This is a genomic window from Bradyrhizobium sp. P2_E8 (assembly GCF_056403875.1).
Map to the genome: position 1 here is coordinate 1 of NZ_JBFUES010000020.1, position 20,307 is coordinate 20,307.

23 protein-coding genes and 1 pseudogene are annotated in these 20,307 nt (G+C 59.7%); 16 read left to right on the top strand and 8 right to left on the bottom strand.

Features of this window, described 5'->3' with window-relative positions; genetic code table 11:
- Positions 1-586: 586 nt before the first annotated feature.
- A complete protein-coding gene (locus AC1D00_RS02270; protein WP_477009505.1) occupies positions 587-793 on the top strand; it encodes an SAM domain-containing protein in 207 nt (68 codons plus the stop codon).
- A 160-nt stretch (positions 794-953) separates the two neighbouring features.
- On the opposite strand, the gene AC1D00_RS02275 is transcribed toward AC1D00_RS02270, so the two are convergent.
- Positions 954-1,820 carry an SMP-30/gluconolactonase/LRE family protein gene (locus AC1D00_RS02275; protein WP_477009506.1) on the bottom strand — a complete coding sequence of 289 codons (867 nt, stop codon included), beginning with the start codon at positions 1,818-1,820 and terminating at the stop codon, positions 954-956.
- A 494-nt stretch (positions 1,821-2,314) separates the two neighbouring features.
- Between AC1D00_RS02275 and soxC the strand changes: the two genes are divergently transcribed.
- The 4 genes from soxC to AC1D00_RS02295 all read left to right on the top strand — a co-directional run bounded on the left by soxC (position 2,315) and on the right by AC1D00_RS02295 (position 6,368).
- Complete coding sequence (gene soxC / locus AC1D00_RS02280) at positions 2,315-3,586, top strand: sulfite dehydrogenase (RefSeq protein ID WP_477009507.1); 1,272 nt, start codon at positions 2,315-2,317, stop codon at positions 3,584-3,586.
- Complete coding sequence (locus AC1D00_RS02285) at positions 3,573-4,115, top strand: c-type cytochrome (RefSeq protein WP_477009508.1); 543 nt, start codon at positions 3,573-3,575, stop codon at positions 4,113-4,115. Before soxC ends, AC1D00_RS02285 begins: the two co-directional genes overlap by 14 nt.
- 9 nt (positions 4,116-4,124) lie before the next feature.
- Positions 4,125-5,015 (top strand): IS110 family RNA-guided transposase, encoded by an 891-nt coding sequence (locus tag AC1D00_RS02290; RefSeq protein ID WP_477009509.1) that lies wholly within the window; start codon positions 4,125-4,127, stop codon positions 5,013-5,015.
- Between the two features lie 321 nt (positions 5,016-5,336).
- Positions 5,337-6,368 (top strand): IS110 family RNA-guided transposase, encoded by a 1,032-nt coding sequence (locus tag AC1D00_RS02295; RefSeq protein WP_477009510.1) that lies wholly within the window; start codon positions 5,337-5,339, stop codon positions 6,366-6,368.
- Positions 6,369-6,748: 380 nt separating this feature from the next.
- On the opposite strand, the gene AC1D00_RS02300 is transcribed toward AC1D00_RS02295, so the two are convergent.
- Together AC1D00_RS02300 and AC1D00_RS02305 are read right to left on the bottom strand one after the other, a co-directional pair.
- Positions 6,749-7,336, bottom strand: a complete 588-nt coding sequence (locus AC1D00_RS02300; protein ID WP_477009511.1) for an ATP-dependent DNA ligase — start codon at positions 7,334-7,336, stop codon at positions 6,749-6,751.
- A 308-nt stretch (positions 7,337-7,644) separates the two neighbouring features.
- Positions 7,645-7,833, bottom strand: coding sequence for a hypothetical protein (locus tag AC1D00_RS02305; RefSeq protein ID WP_129557332.1), 189 nt, complete (start codon positions 7,831-7,833; stop codon positions 7,645-7,647).
- A gap of 107 nt (positions 7,834-7,940) precedes the next feature.
- On the opposite strand from AC1D00_RS02305, the gene AC1D00_RS02310 reads away from it, so the two are divergent.
- On the top strand, positions 7,941-8,195 hold the full coding sequence (locus AC1D00_RS02310; protein ID WP_477009512.1) for a hypothetical protein: 255 nt from the start codon (positions 7,941-7,943) through the stop codon (positions 8,193-8,195).
- A gap of 27 nt (positions 8,196-8,222) precedes the next feature.
- The gene (locus AC1D00_RS02315; RefSeq protein WP_477009513.1) at positions 8,223-8,672 is read left to right on the top strand and encodes a hypothetical protein; all 450 of its coding nucleotides are present in this window, start codon (positions 8,223-8,225) and stop codon (positions 8,670-8,672) included.
- Between the two features lie 2 nt (positions 8,673-8,674).
- Here AC1D00_RS02315 and AC1D00_RS02320 read toward each other — a convergent pair whose 3' ends face one another.
- Positions 8,675-9,583: a transglutaminase family protein gene (locus tag AC1D00_RS02320; protein ID WP_477009514.1), complete on the bottom strand. Its 909-nt coding sequence runs from the start codon at positions 9,581-9,583 to the stop codon at positions 8,675-8,677.
- A gap of 328 nt (positions 9,584-9,911) precedes the next feature.
- On the bottom strand, positions 9,912-10,226 hold the full coding sequence (locus tag AC1D00_RS02325) for a hypothetical protein (RefSeq protein ID WP_477009515.1): 315 nt from the start codon (positions 10,224-10,226) through the stop codon (positions 9,912-9,914).
- Positions 10,227-10,349: 123 nt separating this feature from the next.
- Here AC1D00_RS02325 and AC1D00_RS02330 point away from each other — a divergent pair, with 123 nt between their 5' ends.
- The 7 genes from AC1D00_RS02330 (at position 10,350) to AC1D00_RS02360 (ending at position 15,442) form a co-directional block, all read left to right on the top strand.
- A complete protein-coding gene (locus tag AC1D00_RS02330) occupies positions 10,350-10,646 on the top strand; it encodes an ATP dependent DNA ligase (protein WP_477009516.1) in 297 nt (98 codons plus the stop codon).
- A gap of 537 nt (positions 10,647-11,183) precedes the next feature.
- Complete coding sequence (locus AC1D00_RS02335; protein ID WP_025575297.1) at positions 11,184-11,399, top strand: hypothetical protein; 216 nt, start codon at positions 11,184-11,186, stop codon at positions 11,397-11,399.
- A 202-nt stretch (positions 11,400-11,601) separates the two neighbouring features.
- Entirely contained in the window at positions 11,602-11,763 is a 162-nt protein-coding gene (locus AC1D00_RS02340; RefSeq protein WP_464128062.1) for a DUF2934 domain-containing protein, read from the top strand.
- Positions 11,764-12,646: 883 nt separating this feature from the next.
- On the top strand, positions 12,647-13,606 hold the full coding sequence (locus tag AC1D00_RS02345; RefSeq protein ID WP_477009521.1) for a DUF3618 domain-containing protein: 960 nt from the start codon (positions 12,647-12,649) through the stop codon (positions 13,604-13,606).
- Between the two features lie 11 nt (positions 13,607-13,617).
- Positions 13,618-14,298, top strand: coding sequence for a hypothetical protein (locus tag AC1D00_RS02350; protein ID WP_477009517.1), 681 nt, complete (start codon positions 13,618-13,620; stop codon positions 14,296-14,298).
- A complete protein-coding gene (locus AC1D00_RS02355) occupies positions 14,295-14,711 on the top strand; it encodes a phage holin family protein (protein WP_477009518.1) in 417 nt (138 codons plus the stop codon). Before AC1D00_RS02350 ends, AC1D00_RS02355 begins: the two co-directional genes overlap by 4 nt.
- Entirely contained in the window at positions 14,708-15,442 is a 735-nt protein-coding gene (locus AC1D00_RS02360) for a hypothetical protein (RefSeq protein ID WP_025576415.1), read from the top strand. Before AC1D00_RS02355 ends, AC1D00_RS02360 begins: the two co-directional genes overlap by 4 nt.
- A 111-nt stretch (positions 15,443-15,553) precedes the next feature.
- Here the strand turns inward: AC1D00_RS02360 and AC1D00_RS02365 are convergent, their stop codons facing one another.
- From AC1D00_RS02365 to AC1D00_RS02375, 3 genes are all read right to left on the bottom strand, one after another.
- Entirely contained in the window at positions 15,554-15,817 is a 264-nt protein-coding gene (locus tag AC1D00_RS02365) for a GlsB/YeaQ/YmgE family stress response membrane protein (RefSeq protein ID WP_025576414.1), read from the bottom strand.
- A gap of 41 nt (positions 15,818-15,858) precedes the next feature.
- A complete protein-coding gene (locus tag AC1D00_RS02370) occupies positions 15,859-16,314 on the bottom strand; it encodes a YidB family protein (RefSeq protein WP_025576412.1) in 456 nt (151 codons plus the stop codon).
- A gap of 455 nt (positions 16,315-16,769) precedes the next feature.
- Positions 16,770-17,804 (bottom strand): IS110 family RNA-guided transposase, encoded by a 1,035-nt coding sequence (locus tag AC1D00_RS02375; RefSeq protein WP_477009519.1) that lies wholly within the window; start codon positions 17,802-17,804, stop codon positions 16,770-16,772.
- A 691-nt stretch (positions 17,805-18,495) separates the two neighbouring features.
- Between AC1D00_RS02375 and AC1D00_RS02380 the strand changes: the two genes are divergently transcribed.
- A complete protein-coding gene (locus AC1D00_RS02380) occupies positions 18,496-19,665 on the top strand; it encodes a sensor histidine kinase (RefSeq protein WP_477009520.1) in 1,170 nt (389 codons plus the stop codon).
- A gap of 324 nt (positions 19,666-19,989) precedes the next feature.
- Positions 19,990-20,307 (top strand): annotated as a pseudogene (locus AC1D00_RS02385) (transposase); the annotation flags it as partial.

The window sequence follows — 20,307 nt, forward strand, 5'->3', positions numbered from 1 at the left end:
GGCCAAGCTGTGACGTCCATGGGCTACTCCCGGCTCTCCTCTTCACCAAAGTGCGTCAGCTTACTGCAAAACAGTTTGAGGGGGGCGCGATAAAAGGTCACGTGATCACTGCGAGGAGGGCTAACTCCTGGCATCTTTTGAGGGTCGCCGAATAGCGGTTCGGCTATCCCGGCTCCTCCCGTCAATTGCGGAGACCACATGCGATGCAGATGCTTTCGTCAGCATATTGGTTGTTGGCATGGTTGACTGTGGCAGGGGGGCCTGCGGTGGCTGCCGCAGACGACGCGAACACCTGCGCAAGGCAATCGGGCGACGCTGCCATCACGGCGTGCTCCCGCGCATTGCGTCGGATCTACGCCAATGGCGTAACGGATCACAAACTTGAGGTGATCGACGCGGGTGGCGATGACAAGGTCGTCTATGGCMCGGCAAACTGGAGCGCCAAAGGCAAGGACAAGGATGGCAAGCCTGCGACCTTCTCTGGCATCGCCACCCACGTGTTCGAGCGTCAGGCGGAAGCTGAGGTTGCATACCTTCAACTGAGCTGGCCRTATATGCCGCCTGCCGCCTCGCGAGGAGACTTCGCGTGGATATCGCGGAATGGCTTCGTGGCCTTGGGCTGGAGCGCTACACACAGGCCTTCCAGGATGCCGAAGTCACGCCCGAGATCCTGTCAGAGCTGACCGAGGCCGACCTGCGGGAACTTGGCTTGCCACTCGGCCCGCGTAAGACGGTGCTGAAAGCGATTTACGCACACGGTCCGTCCCTGTTGAGGCTCGCGCGTCGGCTATAGAGCGGAAGGTAGCACTCCCGTCGGATGCTGACCGTCGGCAACTCAAAGCGGTCATAACGTGAGACGTGCAGCACGATCAACGTCAGAACTTGGCTCGCTTTGGCCACTGCGCAAATTGCGAACTGAAGCTCCGTTGCGAAACCACTGCTGGCACCGGTCCTCAGCGCGTATCGACTTTGTAACCCAGAACAGTGCCCTCCATCATCATCGGAATCATGATGATACCGTCCGGTCCCACGCCGAGATCGGCGCTCCCCTTCGTGAGCGGAAGGAGGCGCGTCGGCTTGCCATTGTTCGCGACGTGGAAAAGCCCGCCGCTTACCCAGTCGGTGACAAGATAGCCGCCCTTGCCATCGGGCTCGACACCATCAAAATTGCCAACCGGTGTCGAGTCACCAAGGGCAGACACTTTCTTCGTCGCGAGATCGACCGCCTTCATGTGGCCGGGTACCTTGGTCGAGAAGTCCGGGGCCATTTTGCCCCACGACGCGACCACAAGCCTCCCATCCTCGACGAGGAGCCCGTTCGGGTTTTCGAGCGCGTCATCCTGCATCAGGAGAGATAGCTTGCCGCCGTCGAGCACCCAAATGCTGTTTGTCACCATGTCGGATGCGTAGACCCGTCCCGTCTTGTCAGCTGCGAGGTCGTTCAAGAACTTGGATCCAGGTGCCTCGTATCGGTTGATGATTTCGCCCCTGGCGAGGTCGATTTCCGCAATCCGATCCACGTCTGCGACATACAGCTTGCCGTTGGCAAGCGCGAGCCCGGTCGGACTGTCGAGTCCCTTGACCCACTCGATTGTCACGACCTTTCCATCCGGCCCAAGCTTTGAAATGAAGCCGTTGCCATCCTTTTTCATCGGATCGCCGTTGACGTTCGACACATAAATGGCCCCCGCAGCGCGGTCAAAAACCACCGACTCGGGCTGCTTGAAGCCACTCGTCTCCCACAGCTTTTGAGGTTCTGCGGCGACGGCACTGAAGGTAAGCACAGCAGACACTAATGCGGAGAGCTGAGGTGTCCTCATGGTAGCCTCCTCGTGATTCCCCCCGAGGAAGGAACAAGCCTGTCACGACAGATGTTCCGCTCATCTGTCAATTAGTATGTCCCGCCGACTACCACGCGGATCGAGAGCGCGACCGATGTCTGAGTTTGGCCCGAAGCTGCCTCTCTGCTTCGGCGCTCCGATTGTCCGCTCGCTGGGTGCCAGCGGACCAAGGAAAGAATGGCGGCCATGCCCGCAGGTGACCCAACTCGGACATCAGAGACACTGGTTTTGACCAGATTGCTCGTGCGACATCCTTGCCAATTTGAAGGTCTTTTGGATGGGCGTAGTCTTCTTTAGATCTGCTTTTCGAGACGGGACGTGCCGACGTCTCCGTTCGACGCGAATGGCAGGAATGCCGTCGGCAGGCATCACACTCTCAATAAAACCGACAGTCCTTTTGTGCCGGTCTCACGAGCACTGGCCGTGCGCGCGGACACGCGAGTTCATTTGACCGCAACGAAGGAGTGCTGCTCATGGTTGGAAGAACTCATCCCGAACCAGGCGATCGGGCGGCCGGCAATGGAATTCTAAGCCGCCGCATTTTTCTTGAAGGCGCGCTTGTTGTCGGTGCGACCGGTGCGGGCCTGTCCTGCGGATCGGCGGAACAGCTTACGGTGCAGCCGTGGATGAAGGTGCCGGGTGCCGGATTTGCGGGCTACGGCCAGCCCTCACCGTTCGAGAGCAAGGTCGTCAAAGTCTTTCCGCCGCCCCCCAACCCGGCCGGTGTCGGCTCGTCACGCACGCCGCTGCACATGCTCGAAGGAATGATCACACCATCTGGGCTGCATTTCGAGCGTAGCCATTCCGGCATCCCAGAAATCGATCCCGATCAACACCGGCTGGTGATCCATGGACTTGTGAAGCGCCCGCTTGTGTATACGATCGAAGCGCTGTCGCGCTATCCGATGCAATCGCGCATCGCCTTCATCGAGTGTGGCGGCAACAGCCAGACGCTCAACGCGCCTCAGGCCCAGCCGCTCAATGTGGCGGCTATTCACGGCCTACTGGGTTGTGCGGAATGGACCGGTGTGCGGCTCTCCACGTTGCTCGACGAAGCTGGCATCGAACCTGAGGCGCGCTGGGTGATCGCCGAGGGGGCTGACGCCGCCGCCATGAGCCGCAGCATCCCGCTCACCAAGGCGATGGATGATGCGCTGCTCTGTCTCTATCAGAACGGCGAGCGAGTGCGGCCTTCGAATGGCTACCCGGTGCGGCTGTTGCTGCCTGGTTTCGAGGGCAACATGAACGTGAAGTGGCTGCGCCGGCTCAAGCTGACCGCAGGCCCCGCCATGACCAAAGACGAAACATCGAAATACACGATCCTGCTCAAGGATGAAAAGGCTTGGCAGTTCGTGTTCCCGATCGAAGTAAAATCCGTCATCACGCGTCCGTCGCCGGGACTCGCGCTGAGGGGGCCGGGATTCTACGAGATTTCCGGGCTCGCCTGGTCGGGCAACGGCAGCATCCGGCAGGTCGACGTGTCGGCTGACGGCGGACGAAGCTGGGTGCCGGCAGCTTTGCAGGGCCCGATCCTGCCAAAGGCGCCCGTGCGCTTCCGCGCAGCGTGGCAATGGAACGGCGGTCCCGCCGTGCTGCAGAGTCGCGCCACCGACGACACGGGCATGGTGCAGCCAACGCGTGCTCAGTTCGCCGACGAGCGTGGCTTGCGTGGGGTCTACCACTACAACGCCATCGCAAGCTGGCGCATCGACGAGATGGGGGAGGCCAGCAATGTTTACGCTTAAACCCATTGCAGTAGTCTGCGTATCTATGCTGACCATTGCACCGGCGGCCCTGGCCCAGGCCCCGCAGTTCGGGCAACCGATCGCGCCCCCCGACATCGCAGCGTGGGACATCAGCATCGGACCGGATGGAGCAGGTCTGCCGCCTGGTCGTGGCACCGCAATCGAGGGGGAAGCCATCTATGTAGCGAAATGTCAGGCCTGTCACGGCGAGAAGGGAATCAGCCCCAGTGTCGCGCTCGCTGGAGCGCTCGCCGGCGGCATAGGCACACTGGCGCCGGACAAAACACCGATAAAGACTGTGGGAAGTTTTTGGCCCTATGCAACAACGCTGTTCGACTACATCCGCCGCGCAATGCCATTCCAAGCGTCGAAATCGCTCACCGCGGACGAACTCTACGCGGTATCGGCCTATATCCTCAATCTCAACGGGATCGTCGGATCGAACGATGTGATCGACGCTCAGTCGCTGCCCAACGTGAAAATGCCGAACCGGGACGGGTTCATCCTGTTCCCGCGCAATCCGAAGTAAAGGGGGGCCGTGCCTGGTAGGGATCGAGGCTTGCGCGTCATCCCATTATTGGTCCCGCGAACTGCAGGCGTTGGGGCATACGGTGCGATTGATGCCTCCGGCCTATTGAAGCCCTACGTCAAGCGGCAGAAGAACGACACCACGGACGCGGAGGCGATTTGCGAGGCAGTCACGAGACCTAACATGCGGTTCGTGCCGACCAAGACGGTCGAGCAACAGAGCTGTCTGATGCTTCATCGTGCGCGCCATCTCTTCATCCGCCAACAGACTGCCGTGATCAATTCAATCCGTGCCTATCTTGCCGAGTTCGGGATTGTCGCCCCTGTCGGGCGCAAGGGTGTCGAGCAACTGCTTGAAGTCGTCGCCGATACAGCCGATCACCGGCTCCCTGAGGTCGCGCGCATGTGCCTCACTGCTCTGGGCGGCCAATTGCGCTCGCTGAAGGCCCAGATACTGGAGTTCGATCGCCGTATCATCGCTTGGCATCGGTCAAATGCGACGAGCAAGCAACTTGACGCGATCCCCGGTGTCGGTCCGGCTCTGGCAACAGCTCTGGTTGCGAGCATTGCTGATCCAAAGGCTTTCGGATCGGGACGGGACTTCTCGGCCTGGGTCGGACTCGTGCCGAAGCAGAGCTCGAGCGGGGGCAAGGACAAGCTTGGCAGTATCAGCAAACAAGGTGATCGCTATTTGCGCAGCTTGTTCACAGCCGGCGCGCTCGCCGTGATCCGCTATGCCAAGATCCATGGCTCGGGGCATCGGCCTTGGCTCACCGCGCTGTTGGCGCGCCGACCGACCAAGGTCGCCGCAATTGCGCTCGCCAACAAGATTGCTCGGATGGCGTGGGCCATGATGGCTAGGGGCGAACGCTACAGGGAACCCGCCGCGCTCGCGGCGTGAACGAGATCACAGCCGGTCATCCGGATGTGACGTAACGGTTGGGAGGGCGAACAGCACGTAATGCAGCGCCGGTCGATCCGGCGATCAGGACAACCCACTTGGGCCATAGCATCATCGAATGCGTGCTTTTGACCGGGACCTGATCCGCGGAGGGCATTATGGCCAGCGGTCACGTGAACCGCGCGAACAGGCCGAACACATGGCTGCTCCGACTACCGCCGCAGGCGTGAAGAAAACCCTTGCCAACCTGGGGCCAATGGTATGGACCCCGCCCTTGCTGCGGTGGAATCTCGAACGTCAACTGCAGTGAAGGAGGATGTCATGCAGGTCGTTCGCATAGGTCTAGATCTGGCGAAGTGTGTCTTCGAAGTTCACGGCGTCGACAACCACGGGAAAGTCGTCGTGCGAAAGAGGTTGCGTCGCGATGCGGTGGCCGGCTTTTTCGCCAATTTACCGGCCTGCCTGGTCGGCATGGAGGCTTCCAACGGGGCACACTATTGGGCTCGCGTGCTCACGGAGCTTGGCCATCAGGTTCGACTGATCAGCCCTCAGTTCGTGACGCCATACGTCAAGTCGAACAAGAACGACCAGAACGATGCGGAAGCCATTTGCGAAGCGGTCGGCCGTCCGTCCATGCGCTTCGTACCACCGAAATCAACCGATCAGCTGGCGGTACAGGCCGTCCACCGCATTCGCCGGCGCCTGGTCGCCGACCGGGTCAGGCTCGTCAACCAGATTCGCGGTCTGCTGTCCGAGCATGGGATTGTCATTGCCCGTGACATCGCGCAGCTGCGGCGCGGCCTCGCTGTCATTGTAGGGAGCATCAATGACGGCCTCGGCGAGATGCTCCGAGCGCTCATGAGGGAATTGCAAGAGGAGTTATCCGAGCTTGATACCCGCATTGCAGCCCATGACCGGCGGATAAGGGAAATCTTCCGTACGAGTGAGCAGTGCCAACGGCTCGGCAAAATCGAAGGCGTCGGACCTGTGACGGCAACAGCCTTGATCGCCGCCGTAGGCGATAGAAGCTGTTTCAAGAACGGCCGACAGTTCGCGGCTTGGCTTGGCCTGGTGCCAAAGCAGCGATCCAGTGGAGGGCGGGCCCGCTTGTTCGGCATCAGCAAACGCGGCGATCGATACCTGCGGACGCTGATGATTCACGGAGCTCGCGCCGCTTTAAGCCGGGCTACTGGCAAGCAGGATCCGCGAAGCCTCTGGCTCGGCAAGATGCGGCAACGGCGCCATCCCAATGTCGTGGCCGTGGCTCTTGCCAACAAGAATGCGCGGATCGTGTGGGCTATGCTCACAGGCGACGCGGCTTATGAGCCGGCGCTGTCGGTGAAGGCGGCCTGAAGCGAAGCGGCAATCAAGGAAAGGAGGTCTCACCCGGCATTGCAACAAATGGCAGGAGATGGCGAAACGGTCACCCCCGTCGCTTCCCGAACCTGATGTGTGGACCGGCACGGCTTGCGCCGATGTCTCGGGGCCGTTGAGGTGGAAGCGGGCGAAAACCATCGAGGCTCGCGGCGGAGACGTTGTCCAGCCGCATCAAGAAGCCGGATATACGTCAGCAGTTGTGACCGTCGATCCTGATCAAGCCGGTCGTTGCAATCGGGCGGGGTCCATATACGTCCACACATGGCCCTTCGCGGACCTGAACAACGGATTCGGTGATGTCCGCTCACAGTAGCAGAACAGACCATCTACCATGGAACCGCCGACTTCCAAGCCGGTCAAAACTCTCGGTCCATCGCCGGGTGTGTCCGGTTCTTSACCTTGATCCAGTCCTTCGACCGGCCGGCGCTAYAGCGTCGGTCGCGCCGTTTCGAGACCAGGCCCTCGAGGCCCAGGCGGCAGGCGGCGCCGAACAGCTCGGKGCCGATCTCGCCKGGCTCGAAGGGCGCGACGARYATGCCATYCGGCCGACCGCGTAGCAGCCGCGCAAGRTTGGTCTTGCGCAGGCTCAGMGGCAGCTGGCGCAGATCTTCGYCGCCKAGCGCGAGGAMGTCGAATGCGTAGAGCTGCACCTCGTYGTCGTGCCGGCGCGAGTGCAGGGCGTTGAAGTCGGAGACRCCRTCGACACCGAGCACAACGGCCTCGCCRTCGATGACGAAKTGCYGCTCGCGGTTCTTYAGYGCGGCSTCGACGATCCAGGGAAATCGCTTGGTCCAGTCRTGGCCGTTGCGGGTGAAGCGCACGGTCTTGCCCTGGCGCTCGACGCGCAGGCGATAGCCGTCATACTTGATTTCGCGGATCCAGTCGGGCCCGGAAGGCTCAGCTTTGGCAGCAGTGGGCAGGCAGAACTCGAACGCGCGGTGCATGCGAACGAGATAATCACGCGCCTGCGAATATGCGAATCTCGCTCCCGTTTCAGCATCGGAATTCGGGTAGTGTCTCAGTTTGAAATGTTCTTGATGAACCCTATCGCCGTGTCGCGATGGTGGTCCTCATCGGCTGGACAGGCAAAGGTCGTCCTGCTGGTCCATCGTCCGCAACTGCCGCAGAACACGGTGCCGCAGTCATTGCATCTGAAGATTTTGAAGGAACCCTCAGGGATAATCTTGCTACAGGCAGGACAGCACTTCATTGCTCGCATTCAGGGCCTCATCCCTGGCGAATACAGTAGGTCTCAGTTTGAAATCTTCGGCTCACTGGGCAGAGCTACCAGAAGGCTTCTCGCCACGATCTTTCCGCAGTTGGGGCACTCAAAGCTGAACAGATCGCGGAGCGAACTTTCCATTTCAATCCCGAACAGGCGCATTTCCACCTTGCAGGTTGGACAGAGTATCAGCGGCTCAAATTCGATCAATTCAGTCATGGTCGCACTCCCTTGCGAAGCCTACCGCTACTGCGACATGAGTTTCTGGCATAAAAAAGTTCCGAAATCGGACCAAATTGAAACTAACAGGTAGTGATTGCCGTATCTTGGAACTGCAGCTCTGCTGCTCGCTCGACCTCGCCGGCGGGGGGCTTATCCGGCGGTTCAAGCTGATGCTGGAAATGCTTCCGAATAACAAAGAGAGCGCCGACCAGATCGTGCAGGCCGCTTGGTTCAATCCGGATATTGCCGCGTTTCTCTTGGAGCGGCCACTCAAGAACAAGGACGCCGGCTTCAACAACGTCCCGCTGCGACGGCTGATCGCGGCCGCGAATGCCTCTCGCGAAAGCGGGAACGAGTGATAATCCCACAGCCTTGGAGAGCCTGGAATGACCGCCCTGGTAGCCTGCGATCTGAACGATCAGCAACCAGAGCTCGTTCGACTGATCGTGGTGGAAGGCAAGCCGCCCGAGGATGCGGCGAGGCTCGCCGGATACCATCCCAAATCGGTCTACAGGACATTGCGACTTCCCGCGGTCGCCGCCGCGATCTCGGAATCGATCCAACTGGATCTCGCTGCCGTCGGGGCGCCGCTCGCGTACCGCGTGGCCAAGTCGCTCCTTCAGAACGAAGACGTGAGCGCTCGGGTCCGCGCGGACCTGTCCATGAAGGTTCTGGACCGGGCCGGCCACATTGCCCCCACCAGGAAGGATCTCACCCCTCGGCAGAAGGCGCTGTCTGAGATGTCTCGAGACGAGCTCGCGGCCTTCATTGAGCGCAACCAGACGGAAATCGACAAAGTCGAGAGGGCTAAGGACGTCTCTCAATATCTGCGGTGAGATTAAGGCATTGCTTTGGATGCGATCTCGGCTTCGGCGATCGGCTCCGACTTCACATTGACGGTGACTTCCATGCTGRCATCGTCGCCGGCATCGCCCCAATAGCTGCCTGAAAGGGGGATAGCCTGAGCCGGGGTCCGAGCAACGCCAACCCTAATAAGGTCCCGATTCCCGACTATGCCGTTGGTCGGATCGAACTCGACCCAGCCCGAACCCGGCACATAGATTGAACACCAGGCGTGCGTCGATCCGCCTCCGAGCCGGGTCGGTCCATCGCGATCGGGCACATAGACGTATCCAGTGATGAAGCGAGCGGCGAAGCCGAGCGAGCGCGCGGCTTCCATCATCAACAGCGCGAAGTCGCGGCAAGTCCCCCGTTGGAGACCTATGGTTTCTGCAGGTGTTTGGGTGCCTCGCATTGTGCGGCGCTGGTAGGAAAATCCCTCCGCGATAGCCTCGTTGAGCGTCATGAGCAACTGCCCGGTAGGGCGATTAACGCCGAGCGGCACGAACTTGGAAAGCCACTCGGGGACGGCTGTATCGGCTGGATAATGGCGACGGATGTATGGGTCTAAATCCGGCAGCTCATTGTCGTCATAAGCGAACGGATGCTCCCGAGCGTATTCCTCGATCCGAAAGTCTGGAGCATTTTCCGGGGTATGCTCGAGACGGATCGTTGTTTCAAACTCCAGATCTTCTGCCAAGATATTGAAGTCAACCAGCGTTAGGCAATTGCCGAACACGTCGTGTATCCAACGGATCTCGATGGGATCCGGCTTTATCGCAAGTTGGCAGTCGAGCAGCCGCTGATCGAAACTGTCCCGCGGACGAAAAAGCATTTGATGCGGGCCAAACTTTACTGGCCTGGGATAGTGATAAACAGTGCTGTGGTGGACGGTGTAAATGGTCATCGCATGCGCTCGGAACCGCAAGATAAGACCCGGTCTTGCCCGTAGTCCGCAAGCGGAAATCGATTTGTTCGTCCCGCACAACTGTCTTTCATTTCAGCAGCATAGCCGAAGTAGAGCGAGGAACAAATCAGGGCTGGGTACGCTTTGTCTGGCACGGCATGCACGGCTTCAGCGTCAAGGATGCCAGTGGCTTCCACATCTGCAGCGTCCCTCATCGTGAGGACCTTCACCAGAACAACTACCAATACGCCCACCAATTCCTGTCGCGCGAGGAGGCGAGGCGGATGGCAAAAGCGATCTCTCGGTTGCCCGAGTTGTTGAAGCGGCCTCAATACTGAGGCGTTCCTCCAGAACGCTCTATCACATCGCGTTCTCTAGTCGTTCGACTGGCGTTCTCGTTGACGTTGAAAATGCAGCCGGAACACGCGTTTGCCGTGGTATTGAGGAACGCTGAGGCGGCGCTGAAGTTACGGCCTCGCGCGTAGTTCATGGATAGCTGTTCTATGCCTTCGACATCCTCTTCCACAATGGAGAGGACCTTCGGAGCAAGCCCCAACTCAAGCGCAAGGAGAGTCTGAAAGAGCTGATCGACATGCTTGATCCTCCCGTTCTGTACAGCGACCATCTCGAAGGTGACGGCCATGAATTATTCGAGGCGGCCGCGAGACTATGAGGGCATCGTCTCCAAGCGTGTCGATGCGCCCTACCGTTCTGCCCGCAACGAAGGCTGGCTGAAAATAAAGACTGTCCAGAAGGGCAAATTTCCGTGGTCGGATTCATCAAAGATCCATCCGGCGTCGCCGCGCTATATTTAGGAAAAAAAGAAGGTAGGAATCTTGTCTATATGGGCAAGGTAGGAACGGGCTGGGACCGGACGACGTCCGGCAAGATTCGTCGGGCTCTCGACACCGTGATTAGTCCAAAGAGTAAACYGAGTAAGCAACTCAAGAAGCCGAAAGCCACCTGGGTTGAGCCTGCTTTTACAGTAGAAATTGAGTATCGCGATATCACGTCAGAAGGACTGCTGCGTGCCAGTGCCCTAAAAGGAATCTCCAGGTCTTGACGTTTGTTAGGTCTGGTGTCCGACTTGAGGTGTACGATGACTCTATCACCGCACGGATCGTGGCTTATATCGGTGATGAGAACGCCAATTGCGCTCCCGCCTTTCTCTAACGAAAGGAGCGCGCCATGCAGAAACGGCGTCGTTTCAAACAAACCGAAACTTTGGATGAACGTCTTGCAAAGGAAGCCGAGAGGTTGAGGGCGGAGGTCCAGGCAATGCCGCCGGGTCTCGAATGCGAACATCTTCTTCGCAAAGCGAAGCAGGCGGAAACAGCTTCGCACGTGAATAACTGGCTCAGGTCCCCTGGCTTGCAGCTGCCAAAATGAAAAAATCTCCGTTGATAGTTCACGCGGCTCAACTGCTTAGGCGGGCTCGCAAGACGCCGGTCGGCCCCGCTCGAAACGATCTGCGGCAGTTGGCGCTAGGCCTCCTAAGACTTCACAAAGCAGGACTGCGAGCCAACGTGGAGGTCGTCGAGGCGAAGTACCGGTCGACAGTCCACTAGGAACGGCGGGCGGTGCTGCGGGTTCTGCTTTAATGAGCGAACCTATCCCTTGGCTGATTGAGTCTTCCATCCAGATCGCCTGGAATTATTTGGAGCGTGCGGGCGAGATTGGGAATGCTTCAGAAGCCAGCCGCTTTCTCCTGAGGACTGTCGATGAGATGGTGCGCAAGGGAGAACATAGAAAGCTGATGCTCGCGAACCGCGCCATCGAAGCCTACCAACGCCATCGACGGGTGATCGCAGCATGACCGATTCCCATTGCCAGTTTGCCAGGTCTCGGTTGGGTCTGCGAAAATCGTCCGGACAAGGCGTGGACCGAAGGTGCGGGAGGCTGCCAGTGTGGCGCCGGTATGCTGCAACAGCGACGTCAATGGCGTACCCGACATCGAGGCGGTCATTGTAAACCGATCCCAAGCGACTCAATTGAGCACGAACAAGAAGGGGCTACAAATGAACCATCGGATTGACGAGAGCATTGCGGCCCGCGCTTACGAGCTGTGGGAACAGGCAGGAAAGCCGGAAGGGCGAGACGAGGAGTTCTGGCGCTTGGCCGAACAGGAATTGATCAACGAGGATAAAGGCTCTCCTCGACGCACGCCGGATACGCTCTAGACAAAGAGATATACCGCCAGAACTAGCGCTCCGCTTAAAACGATGATGCCGATGAAGAACCGACCCATTACTTCTCCTTGCGCACAGAAGGCCGCTCGTCGATAGGAACAGACGAGGCCTCCTGTCGATTGAACGAAGCAAATCCGGAGCTCATCATGAAAATACGTCTATCAATAGCGACCGGTCTGATCGCTCTTTCGACGGCCGGCGCTCTGGCGCAATCCGCCGGCGCGCCGAGTGATTGAGAGTCGGTGTGACACGTCGCGGACCTGAACCGCGGATCCGGTGATGTCCGCTCACAGTGGCAGAGCAGACCATTTAACATGGACTTCCGAGTGTGACAGACATGCGACATCGTCTTGGACAATGACTCAACGACGCGGTCTGCTCGTGCAAGATGCTCGCGGGTCCGGTGATACCAACAGCTTTTGCTGCCCGCTGATTTACGATAGGCGGGCACGGTCATGGCGGGGGCCATGGATGGGGGCATCGCGGTGGCCGTGGTCATCATTATGGATGGGGCAGAGGCCGTGGGCGTCACTATGGCTGGACGCACCATCATCATTGGTAAGCTCGTTTCTATAATCCAGGCCGCTCAATAGCGGCCTTTTTCATTCCGTGGGAATGCTACGCGAAAATCCAAAGGATCGTTCGCAAACTCAGGCTACTCGAAATCGTGGCCCGCGACCGGCTCTTCCCAGGAGGATCCGCCCCAGCAGCGGGGTGTCCGGCCCAATTCACGATCGTCAACCGCTGCTCCCCCTTTTGCGAAGGTCTCACTCTTTTAGTCACCAGCAAGTGCCAGGCCGCGCGAGGAACRATTCAACAAAGCGTGAGTTCGTTCTCAAACTCAACAAATAAAATAAAGGAAGAGGGTAACGCGATGTCACGATCGGTGGAGGAGTTGAGACGCGAGTCCGAGCGCAGCCGTGCAGAACTGGCGACTACGGTAGGGCGACTAAAGGAGCAGATATCGGACACCGCCGGCGACATTCGCCACAAGGTCTCGCCGCATCACATCAAATCCGAAGTCACCGAATACGTCAGCCACAAGACCCAGAGTTGGGTCGAAGGGCTCAAGCAACAGATCATGGACAATCCGATGCGCGCAGTGGCCGCCGGCGCCGCGGTCGGCGTTCCGTTGCTGCGGTTGGCGCGGGGTGTGCCGTTGCCGCTTCTCATGATCGGTGCCGGGCTCGCCCTGACGTCGAAGACAGTGCGTGATCGCGCAGCAGAGGCGACGGGCCCGGTCATGGACAAAGCGGGGCGCATGCTTGAGGAGGTGGCGGAGGGCGCCCGGGCCATGCAGGACGATGCCAAGGAGACGCTATCCTCCGCTCAAAGCCGGGCGGCCGGGATGGCTGGTGACGCGCAGGATAAGGCCGCTGGTCTTGCCGCTGATATGCGGGCTGGCGCGGCTCGGGCTGCCGGCATCACGGGTGAAGAACTCAAGAGCGGCATGGAGGCAATCAAGGATGCCGCTGCGAGCGCGCCTGACCAGGCCCGCYAGACCATCGGCGACAATGCAGCGCTGATCGGAGGCCTGGGCATCGCGATCGGCGCCATCATTGCTGCGGCTCTTCCCGAGACCAGGGCTGAAGACAAGGTGATGGGGCGGGCAAGCGATGGAGTGAAGCAGGCTGCGGCCGCGGCTGCGCAACCCGGATTCGAGGCGGCGAAAGATGCGGCCACATCGGCGGTCGATGTTGCGGCGCAAAAGGTCGCCGAGGCTGATCTCGGCACCCACGTTGGCGGTATGACCCAGAAGATGGCGGACACATTGAGAGAGGCTGCCGACGACGTGGTCAAAGCTGCCTTTAGTCCCTCTCCAACCGATACTTGAAGGAAAACATCATGAGCGATTTAGACCCGCACAACGTGACGCAGTTCGCAAAGGACCAGGACAAAGGCACCCCGAAGAATCTGAGAGAACAGATTGGCGATGCCGGAGCGGAGATGAAGCAGCGCGCCGGTGATGCTTTCCAGGCAACGGCCGATCTTGCGCGAGACAAATTCGGTGAAGCCGCGGATGCAGCAAAGGGGGTCGCCGAAGGAACCGTGGACCAGATCCAGAGCCAGGCGCGCGAGCAGCAGCGGTCGGGCGCCGACTTCGTCGCGCGCCTGGGAGGCAACATCCGCGAAGCCGGCAGAGCTTTTGAGACCGACGTACCATTCGCCGCACGTGGCATCGATTCCGCCGCCGACTATGTCGAGAACGCCGCGCAGAAGATCCGGGAGGGGAGCTTCCGAGATCTCGTCGAAGGCGCAACCGATTTCGCCAAACGTCAGCCTGCGGCCTTTCTCGGGATATCGGTGCTGGCAGGCTTCGCTGCGGTCCGCTTCCTGAAGGCATCGGGCGGGCATCCGTCGTCCCCAGAGCGGCGCGACGCCACGGACAGATCCTCATCGGGAAGCGCCCAGCAGCCGGGCGGGACCTCGTTTTCGGCGGGAGAACAAACCCGGCCTCAGGAGACCGTGCGACCTGGCCCCGGCACGCAACAAACCTCATCCACACAGGGCAGCACAGTACCATGAGCATCGAGCGCGATATCAAAACCAGTCAAMGCGAGTTCAGTGCGATCTCGACGCTGCTCGGCGATGCCATGTCGCAGTTCGCCAAGCTCTTCCAGAACGAGATAGACTTGGCAAAGGCGGAGGTTGGCGACAAACTTCAGAAGATCGGCGGCGGGCTAGGCTTGATCGTAGGTGGCGCCATTCTGGTGATCCCAGCGATCGTCATGGCACTGTTCGCCCTGTCCGCAGGATTAATCTCCGCGGGATGGTCTCAGCCGGTCTCTTATCTGACGTCGGCGGCCATCGCCGCGGCCATCGCCGCCGCGCTCGTCGCCGTCGGCATCAACCGGCTTGATGTCCGTCATCTGGCGCTCCGGGRAACGATCGGCCAGCTCGAAAAGGATAAGGACACCGTGAAGGGAATGGTGCGATGAGCAGCACAAAAACCAGTTTTATGGACAATTTGGTGACGGCCGCCCGTGAAAACCCGCTTGCAGCCGCGCTGATCGGAGGCGGAGCGCTCTGGCTGTTGGTCGGCGACCAGAAGCTGAAGACTGCGGCGCGTTCGACTGTGGAGGCCGTTGCACCCGTCGCCGACATGGGGACGAGTGGTCTCCGGTCGGCGGCATCCGCCGTCAAGCAGACCGTGGCGCCTCCGACCGCACCTGAAATGGACGACGATGGCTCGATCGGCATCGGAGAAACCTTTCGAGGCGCGACCGCTGCCGCTTCCGATGCGGTCTCCGGAGCCGCCGACAACGTCCGGGATCGTTTCGACGAGGGCGTCGCCTTTGCGCAGGAGAAATTCAGCAAGCTTGGCAATCCGTTTCCGGACAAGGAAGCCATAAGCAGCGCGAAATCGTCACTCGCCGATATGCTTGAACGGCAGCCCCTCGTGCTTGGGGTCGTGGGCATCGCGATCGGTGCAGCGGTTGCGGGCGCGTTTCGCGCGTCCGAGATCGAGAACAAGTATATCGGCGAAGTCAGTGACGATGTGAAAGTTGACCTCAATCGGCGGGCCGGTGCGGTATCGCAGGCCCTGCGTGAAGCCTCGGACACGGTCGTCGCAGAAATCAGCGACACCAGCGCCGAAGTTGTGGACCGAGTTAGGCAAGCCGGCATGGACGCCGCGGCAGCTGCCCGTGCAAAGGTGAAGTCACCTTGATGAGACGAAGAGGGGACGCTGCCAGTCGACGGCGCGCCCCCTTTGCTTGAACTTGATCAGGCAGATGCTGCGCACGCAGGTCACTGCGGACAAAGCCCTGTCTTCTGCTCGTCAAATCGCGCGCCGTTGTCGTCCGGCGAAGAGGCCATACACAAAGAGCATGATAATCGCGCCGACCACGGCACCGATGAGTCCGGCGCCCTCTCCCGGACGGTACCACCCAAGGGCTTGGCCAAGGTAAGAGGCAACGAAGGCGCCGACGATTCCGAGGATAGTGGTCAGGATGAACCCGGAGGGTTCGTTGTCACCAGGCATGATGAATTTTGCGATTACCCCCGCGACAAAGCCGATAATGATGGTCCAAATAATGCTCATGTTCCACTCCTCCTGAATAAACAATGGCGCCAGCTCGAAGGCTACGAGGTGGGTAAACGCCCCTCGGGCGTGTATTTGTCGATCGCCTGGGGAAGCTCACGCGATAACCTTGCGAGAATCTCCTCCTGAGAAAGCCCAGTTTCCTTCTCAAGCTTGTCCAACACGTCGGGGCCGATTGCTTCCCGCAGCTGCGTCGGCAAGAGATCCTTATTCGGCCCCGAGCTGACCCAAGACCGAGCCGCGTCCCCGTAGCCATTTTGGTTGAATTTCTCCAGTAGCTCGCCAATTCCTCCCTGGAGTAGACCTCCGACACCAGCACCGCTCAGCATGCCTGTGAGATTGCTGAGCAGGCCGCCCAGCGGCTGTTGAGCATTGGCGGGCTCGAGCGATCCAGATCCCGGGCCTTTGAGCAACTCCGCCAGCTTGTCTCGATTCTGATACCCGGCGATGGCGAGCAGCCCGAGCAGTGCGGTCATGGACGGCATTCCGCGGCTCATCTTGTAACTCCGTTATAAGGTTGCACAGGCCGAACTCGGAGGCTCCGGCTCTGTTCCTATAGGCATAACGTCGCTGGTCGCTCGACAAACGCGAAGGATCGAAGCGCAACGTCGATTCAGGCCTAGGACCGCTTGTGGCCCTTTTGGACCTCGCGCATTGAACGCTTCCGTGCGGCTGTTAGGGAATAAGCGGACATCGCGGAGTTATGGCCCGATGATGTCAAGCCTCCCGAGTGAATGTCACGCCGCCGAGCTCATGCTTCTGTCCGTGGTCAACGCCTGGCCGCCACATCATGCTGTCAGAGGGAGCGGTGAGCCTATCTAGATACGCGTGGTCCGTCAGAAGACGGCCACTGGGCGTGTAACGGCTTCACCGGATCCACCGTCCCGGCGACGGGACTTCGGGCACCAGGCTCAGTTCAGCCCGGTTGCATTCCAACTCTTCTCCTCGTGTTCTATGCTGCGATCGGGCCCGCGTCGGTCCATCGGTAAGTTGTGCCGTCGACCCAGATTCGATGCAGGATCACTGCGAGCTTACGTGCCAAGGCGACTTTTGCGCGCTTCGAGCCTCGCCGCTTGGCGACGTCCATCCCCCAGCGCTTAAGTTTTGAGAATCGCGTGATGCGCGATAGCAGAACGTTGGCGGCCTCATACAACACCGTACGCACTATCTCGTCGCCGGCCAGCGTGATCCCGCCCGTGACGTCCTTTTCTCCCGATTGGTATTTCTTTGGCGTGAGCCCGAACAGCGCGCCTGCCGCCTTCGATTTTACAATGCGATGAGGATCATCAATCGCCGATTTGTAGGTAATCGCCACTAGGGGACCAACACCTGGCACTGTCATTAGCCGGCGACAGACCGCATCGTCACGCACCGTTGCCAGCACAGCTTTGTGTAGCCTTCCGTACTCTGCCTTCAAGGCCGATCGTGCCGAAAGCATCGCTATGGCAATGCGTTCCAATGTCGCCTGACCCGCAACCAACTCTCGGATCCGCGCTTCGAAATTCTGCCGCGTCACCGGGCCAACCTTCAGCCCAAAGCCACGCAAAATCCCGCGGATACTCAATTCCACATCGATACGTCGCCCAAGAAGCTGCCTGCGCGCAACCAGCAGCGCTCGAACCTCTTGAGCCCCTATCGACTTTGCGTGCACCGCGCGGAACCATCCCATCCGGATCAACTGGGCAATTCCGCGTGCATCCTCGCGATCCGTCTTCACTGTCATCGCCGACAATGCTGCCTTCACATGCCGTGTTTCCAGCAGGACCGTCTCGAATCCTGCTGTTTTCAGCGCCGCATGCAGCCATTGCGACAGCGGCCCAGCCTCCAGCCCGATCCGCTTCACTGCAAAACCAAGCGTCTCGAAAAATTCAACCAAGGCGTCAGGTTCGCTCGCGACCTTCGCTTCCTTCAGGATTTTACCTTGGGCATCCACAACGCATACGCTCGACAGTTCCAATGACACGTCAATTCCGGCATAGTTCTCCACGACTGTCCTCCGTCTCCAGATGCTTGGGGCCGACTCAAGTCGTGACCCCGTTTCATCATCTATCGGGGGACAGCCACCATCATGCCCCCTTGCACGGAGCAGGGCCCATTACGGCATCTAGCGCCATTCCGGCCTAAGTTCCTAAATCTTACGTTTGACCGTTCGACGCGCCGATTGYTAACGAGCGGCTCTTTTCTCCGGGTCGTCGCGGCGCTGCGCCATCTCTGTGTTTCGGTCGAGCTGCGCACGCTCGCTGCGGCGCAACCTTCCCGTCTTCATGACGCCATAGAGAATTGTGCCACCCAAGATGAAGGCGCCGATAAACATCATCCAGAGCGCCGTCACTGAGGTATCGCCAAGTAGCATTCCCACGCCACTGTTTCCCATTTTCGCTCTCGCTGTTTGTCTCGAGAATCAAACCCGCATCGGAGCGGAGGTTCCCTGTGGAGCTCGGCTCAGCAAGCCTTCCCCCTCGAAATCCCATCTCTTTTTGGAGCCCCCAAAGGTACGTTGGCGATCGGCAAGCCGTTTTCGGTCGACCAGTTGAGGGCTAAATTGCGGACGCTGTTGCCGCTCCCGTAGGAGCGCAGCCATCCAGTCCTGCCGACGGAAGCAAGCAATCCGGGTGCGCTTTGGCGATTGGTGACGCGCTTACTTAGGCACAATTCATGAGGCCCGATGTTAGAAACGAATGGAGGACCACCCGACCGAACACACTGACGGCGATGTGCTGGACAAACTCCGGCGCCACATCCGCATTTTGGTCGATATCGGTCGTCTTTCGGTCGAAGACGCCGGAACAGAGCGCTTCTTGGACCAAGCCGTGCTGCAAATTGCCCGAGCCGTGGAAATCCACCATGTTAAGGTGCTTCAATATCGTCCAGACACGTCCGGTCTTCTGTTGATTGCGGGAGTTGGCTGGAAGGAGAGTGCCGTCCGCACCGCCACGCTGTCGGCCGACCTCCGCTCGCCGCCTGGCCGCGCCTTTCAAACGGCCGAGCCTGTCAGCATCAGAGATTTCGCCGAGCAGAAGGAATTTGTTCGTTCCGAGTTCTTGGCGGAGCATGGCATTGTGGCTGTCAGCAACGTCCCGATCCTCATCGGCGGTGCCGCATGGGGCGTGCTGGAGGTGGACAGTACGAAGCCGAGAGACTTCTCGCAGGATACGACCGAGTTTCTGACCGCCGCCGCGGCGCTGATAGGTGCTGTGCTGCGTCGCGATGCGCGACCGGACGAACATGCAAGCCTTATGGCTGCGGTCGCCGAAGTTAAAAAGGGGCAGATCTTGCTTCGGGAGATGCAACATCGGGTCAAGAACAATTTTCAACTCGTCCTGTCCTCGATTTCCATCCAGAAGCGCCGCTATCTTGGCTCGGAATCACACCGCGCTCTGGACCACGTGGCCAGCCGCATCAACGCCATCTCGCTCGCACATGATCAGCTTGCCCCTCGCCAAGAAGGGCAGATCGTCAGACTTTCCCATTACATCCGGGCTCTTTGCAGCGCGATCCGCAATCAGGTGGATGAGGTTGAAGTAGACGTCGAGTGCGACGAACTCGAGTTGGCGATCGACCGCGCCCTCCCGGTTGGCCTCATTTTGAATGAGACTGCGATGAACAGCATCAAACATGCGTTCGGTGCAGAGGGAGGCAGGATCAGCGTAAGTTTGGTGGGAGGCGTCGGCTACGGCGAGGCCCGATTGACAGTGACCGACAACGGTCGCGGCATTCAACATCCAAACGAAAACGGGTCGGGCCTTAAGCTGATTACCTCTTTGGCGAGACAAATTGGCGGTACCGTCGATCAGACCAGCAGCGACGCGGGTACAACAACAACGCTTACATTCCCTTTGATAACGTAAAGTGGGATCTGGCGAGGTAGGCACGGGATAGGCTGCGCCTCAGCTATCGCGAGCGGGGTCGGCCGATGGTACACCTGCGGACCACAAGCAAAGCCCCACACGTCGGGTTGTGGCCCTTCGCGAACCTGAACCGCGGCTCCGGTGATGTCCGCTCACGGTGGCAGAGCAGACCATCCACCATGGACCCGCCGACTTCCGCGTTTGACCCGAAGCCGACATTGCACGGCGGTTTCTGCACTGACCGGCAAGTTCGGGCTCGGTGACCTTGCCCCGCGGGTTTAATCCAGTTTGAAGTTCGTTCTGGCCCACGACAAGGACTAGAGCATGAAGCGCAGCCGCTTTTCGGAGGAGCAGATCATCGGGATCTTGAAGGAGCATGAGGCCGGCGTGTCGGTCGCCGATCTGTGCCGCAAGCATGGCGTCAGCGACGCCAGCATCTACAAATGGAAGGCCAAGTTCGGCGGGCTGGAGGTCTCGGAGGCCAAGCGGCTGAAGACGCTGGAGGATGAGAACACGCGGCTGAAACGGTTGCTGGCCGACGCCATGCTGGACAACGCAGCCTTGAAGGACCTCGTGGGAAAGAAATGGTGACGCCCGCGGCCAAGCGGAAAGCTGTCGCCCATCTCCGAGACGCCTTCGGGA

What these genes read in the sequence shown, in the direction of transcription:
- AC1D00_RS02285 (WP_477009508.1), top strand. Translation starts at nt 3,573, where the DNA reads ATGTTTACGCTTAAACCCATTGCAGTAGTCTGCGTATCTATGCTGACC.
- AC1D00_RS02370 (WP_025576412.1), bottom strand. Translation starts at nt 16,314, where the DNA reads ATGAGCCGCGGAATGCCGTCCATGACCGCACTGCTCGGGCTGCTCGCC.
- AC1D00_RS02295 (WP_477009510.1), top strand. Translation starts at nt 5,337, where the DNA reads ATGCAGGTCGTTCGCATAGGTCTAGATCTGGCGAAGTGTGTCTTCGAA.
- AC1D00_RS02305 (WP_129557332.1), bottom strand. Translation starts at nt 7,833, where the DNA reads ATGACTGAATTGATCGAATTTGAGCCGCTGATACTCTGTCCAACCTGC.
- AC1D00_RS02335 (WP_025575297.1), top strand. Translation starts at nt 11,184, where the DNA reads ATGAGCGAACCTATCCCTTGGCTGATTGAGTCTTCCATCCAGATCGCC.
- AC1D00_RS02325 (WP_477009515.1), bottom strand. Translation starts at nt 10,226, where the DNA reads ATGGCCGTCACCTTCGAGATGGTCGCTGTACAGAACGGGAGGATCAAG.
- AC1D00_RS02380 (WP_477009520.1), top strand. Translation starts at nt 18,496, where the DNA reads ATGGAGGACCACCCGACCGAACACACTGACGGCGATGTGCTGGACAAA.
- AC1D00_RS02360 (WP_025576415.1), top strand. Translation starts at nt 14,708, where the DNA reads ATGAGCAGCACAAAAACCAGTTTTATGGACAATTTGGTGACGGCCGCC.
- AC1D00_RS02350 (WP_477009517.1), top strand. Translation starts at nt 13,618, where the DNA reads ATGAGCGATTTAGACCCGCACAACGTGACGCAGTTCGCAAAGGACCAG.
- soxC (WP_477009507.1), top strand. Translation starts at nt 2,315, where the DNA reads ATGGTTGGAAGAACTCATCCCGAACCAGGCGATCGGGCGGCCGGCAAT.
- AC1D00_RS02365 (WP_025576414.1), bottom strand. Translation starts at nt 15,817, where the DNA reads ATGAGCATTATTTGGACCATCATTATCGGCTTTGTCGCGGGGGTAATC.
- AC1D00_RS02275 (WP_477009506.1), bottom strand. Translation starts at nt 1,820, where the DNA reads ATGAGGACACCTCAGCTCTCCGCATTAGTGTCTGCTGTGCTTACCTTC.
- AC1D00_RS02315 (WP_477009513.1), top strand. Translation starts at nt 8,223, where the DNA reads ATGACCGCCCTGGTAGCCTGCGATCTGAACGATCAGCAACCAGAGCTC.
- AC1D00_RS02340 (WP_464128062.1), top strand. Translation starts at nt 11,602, where the DNA reads ATGAACCATCGGATTGACGAGAGCATTGCGGCCCGCGCTTACGAGCTG.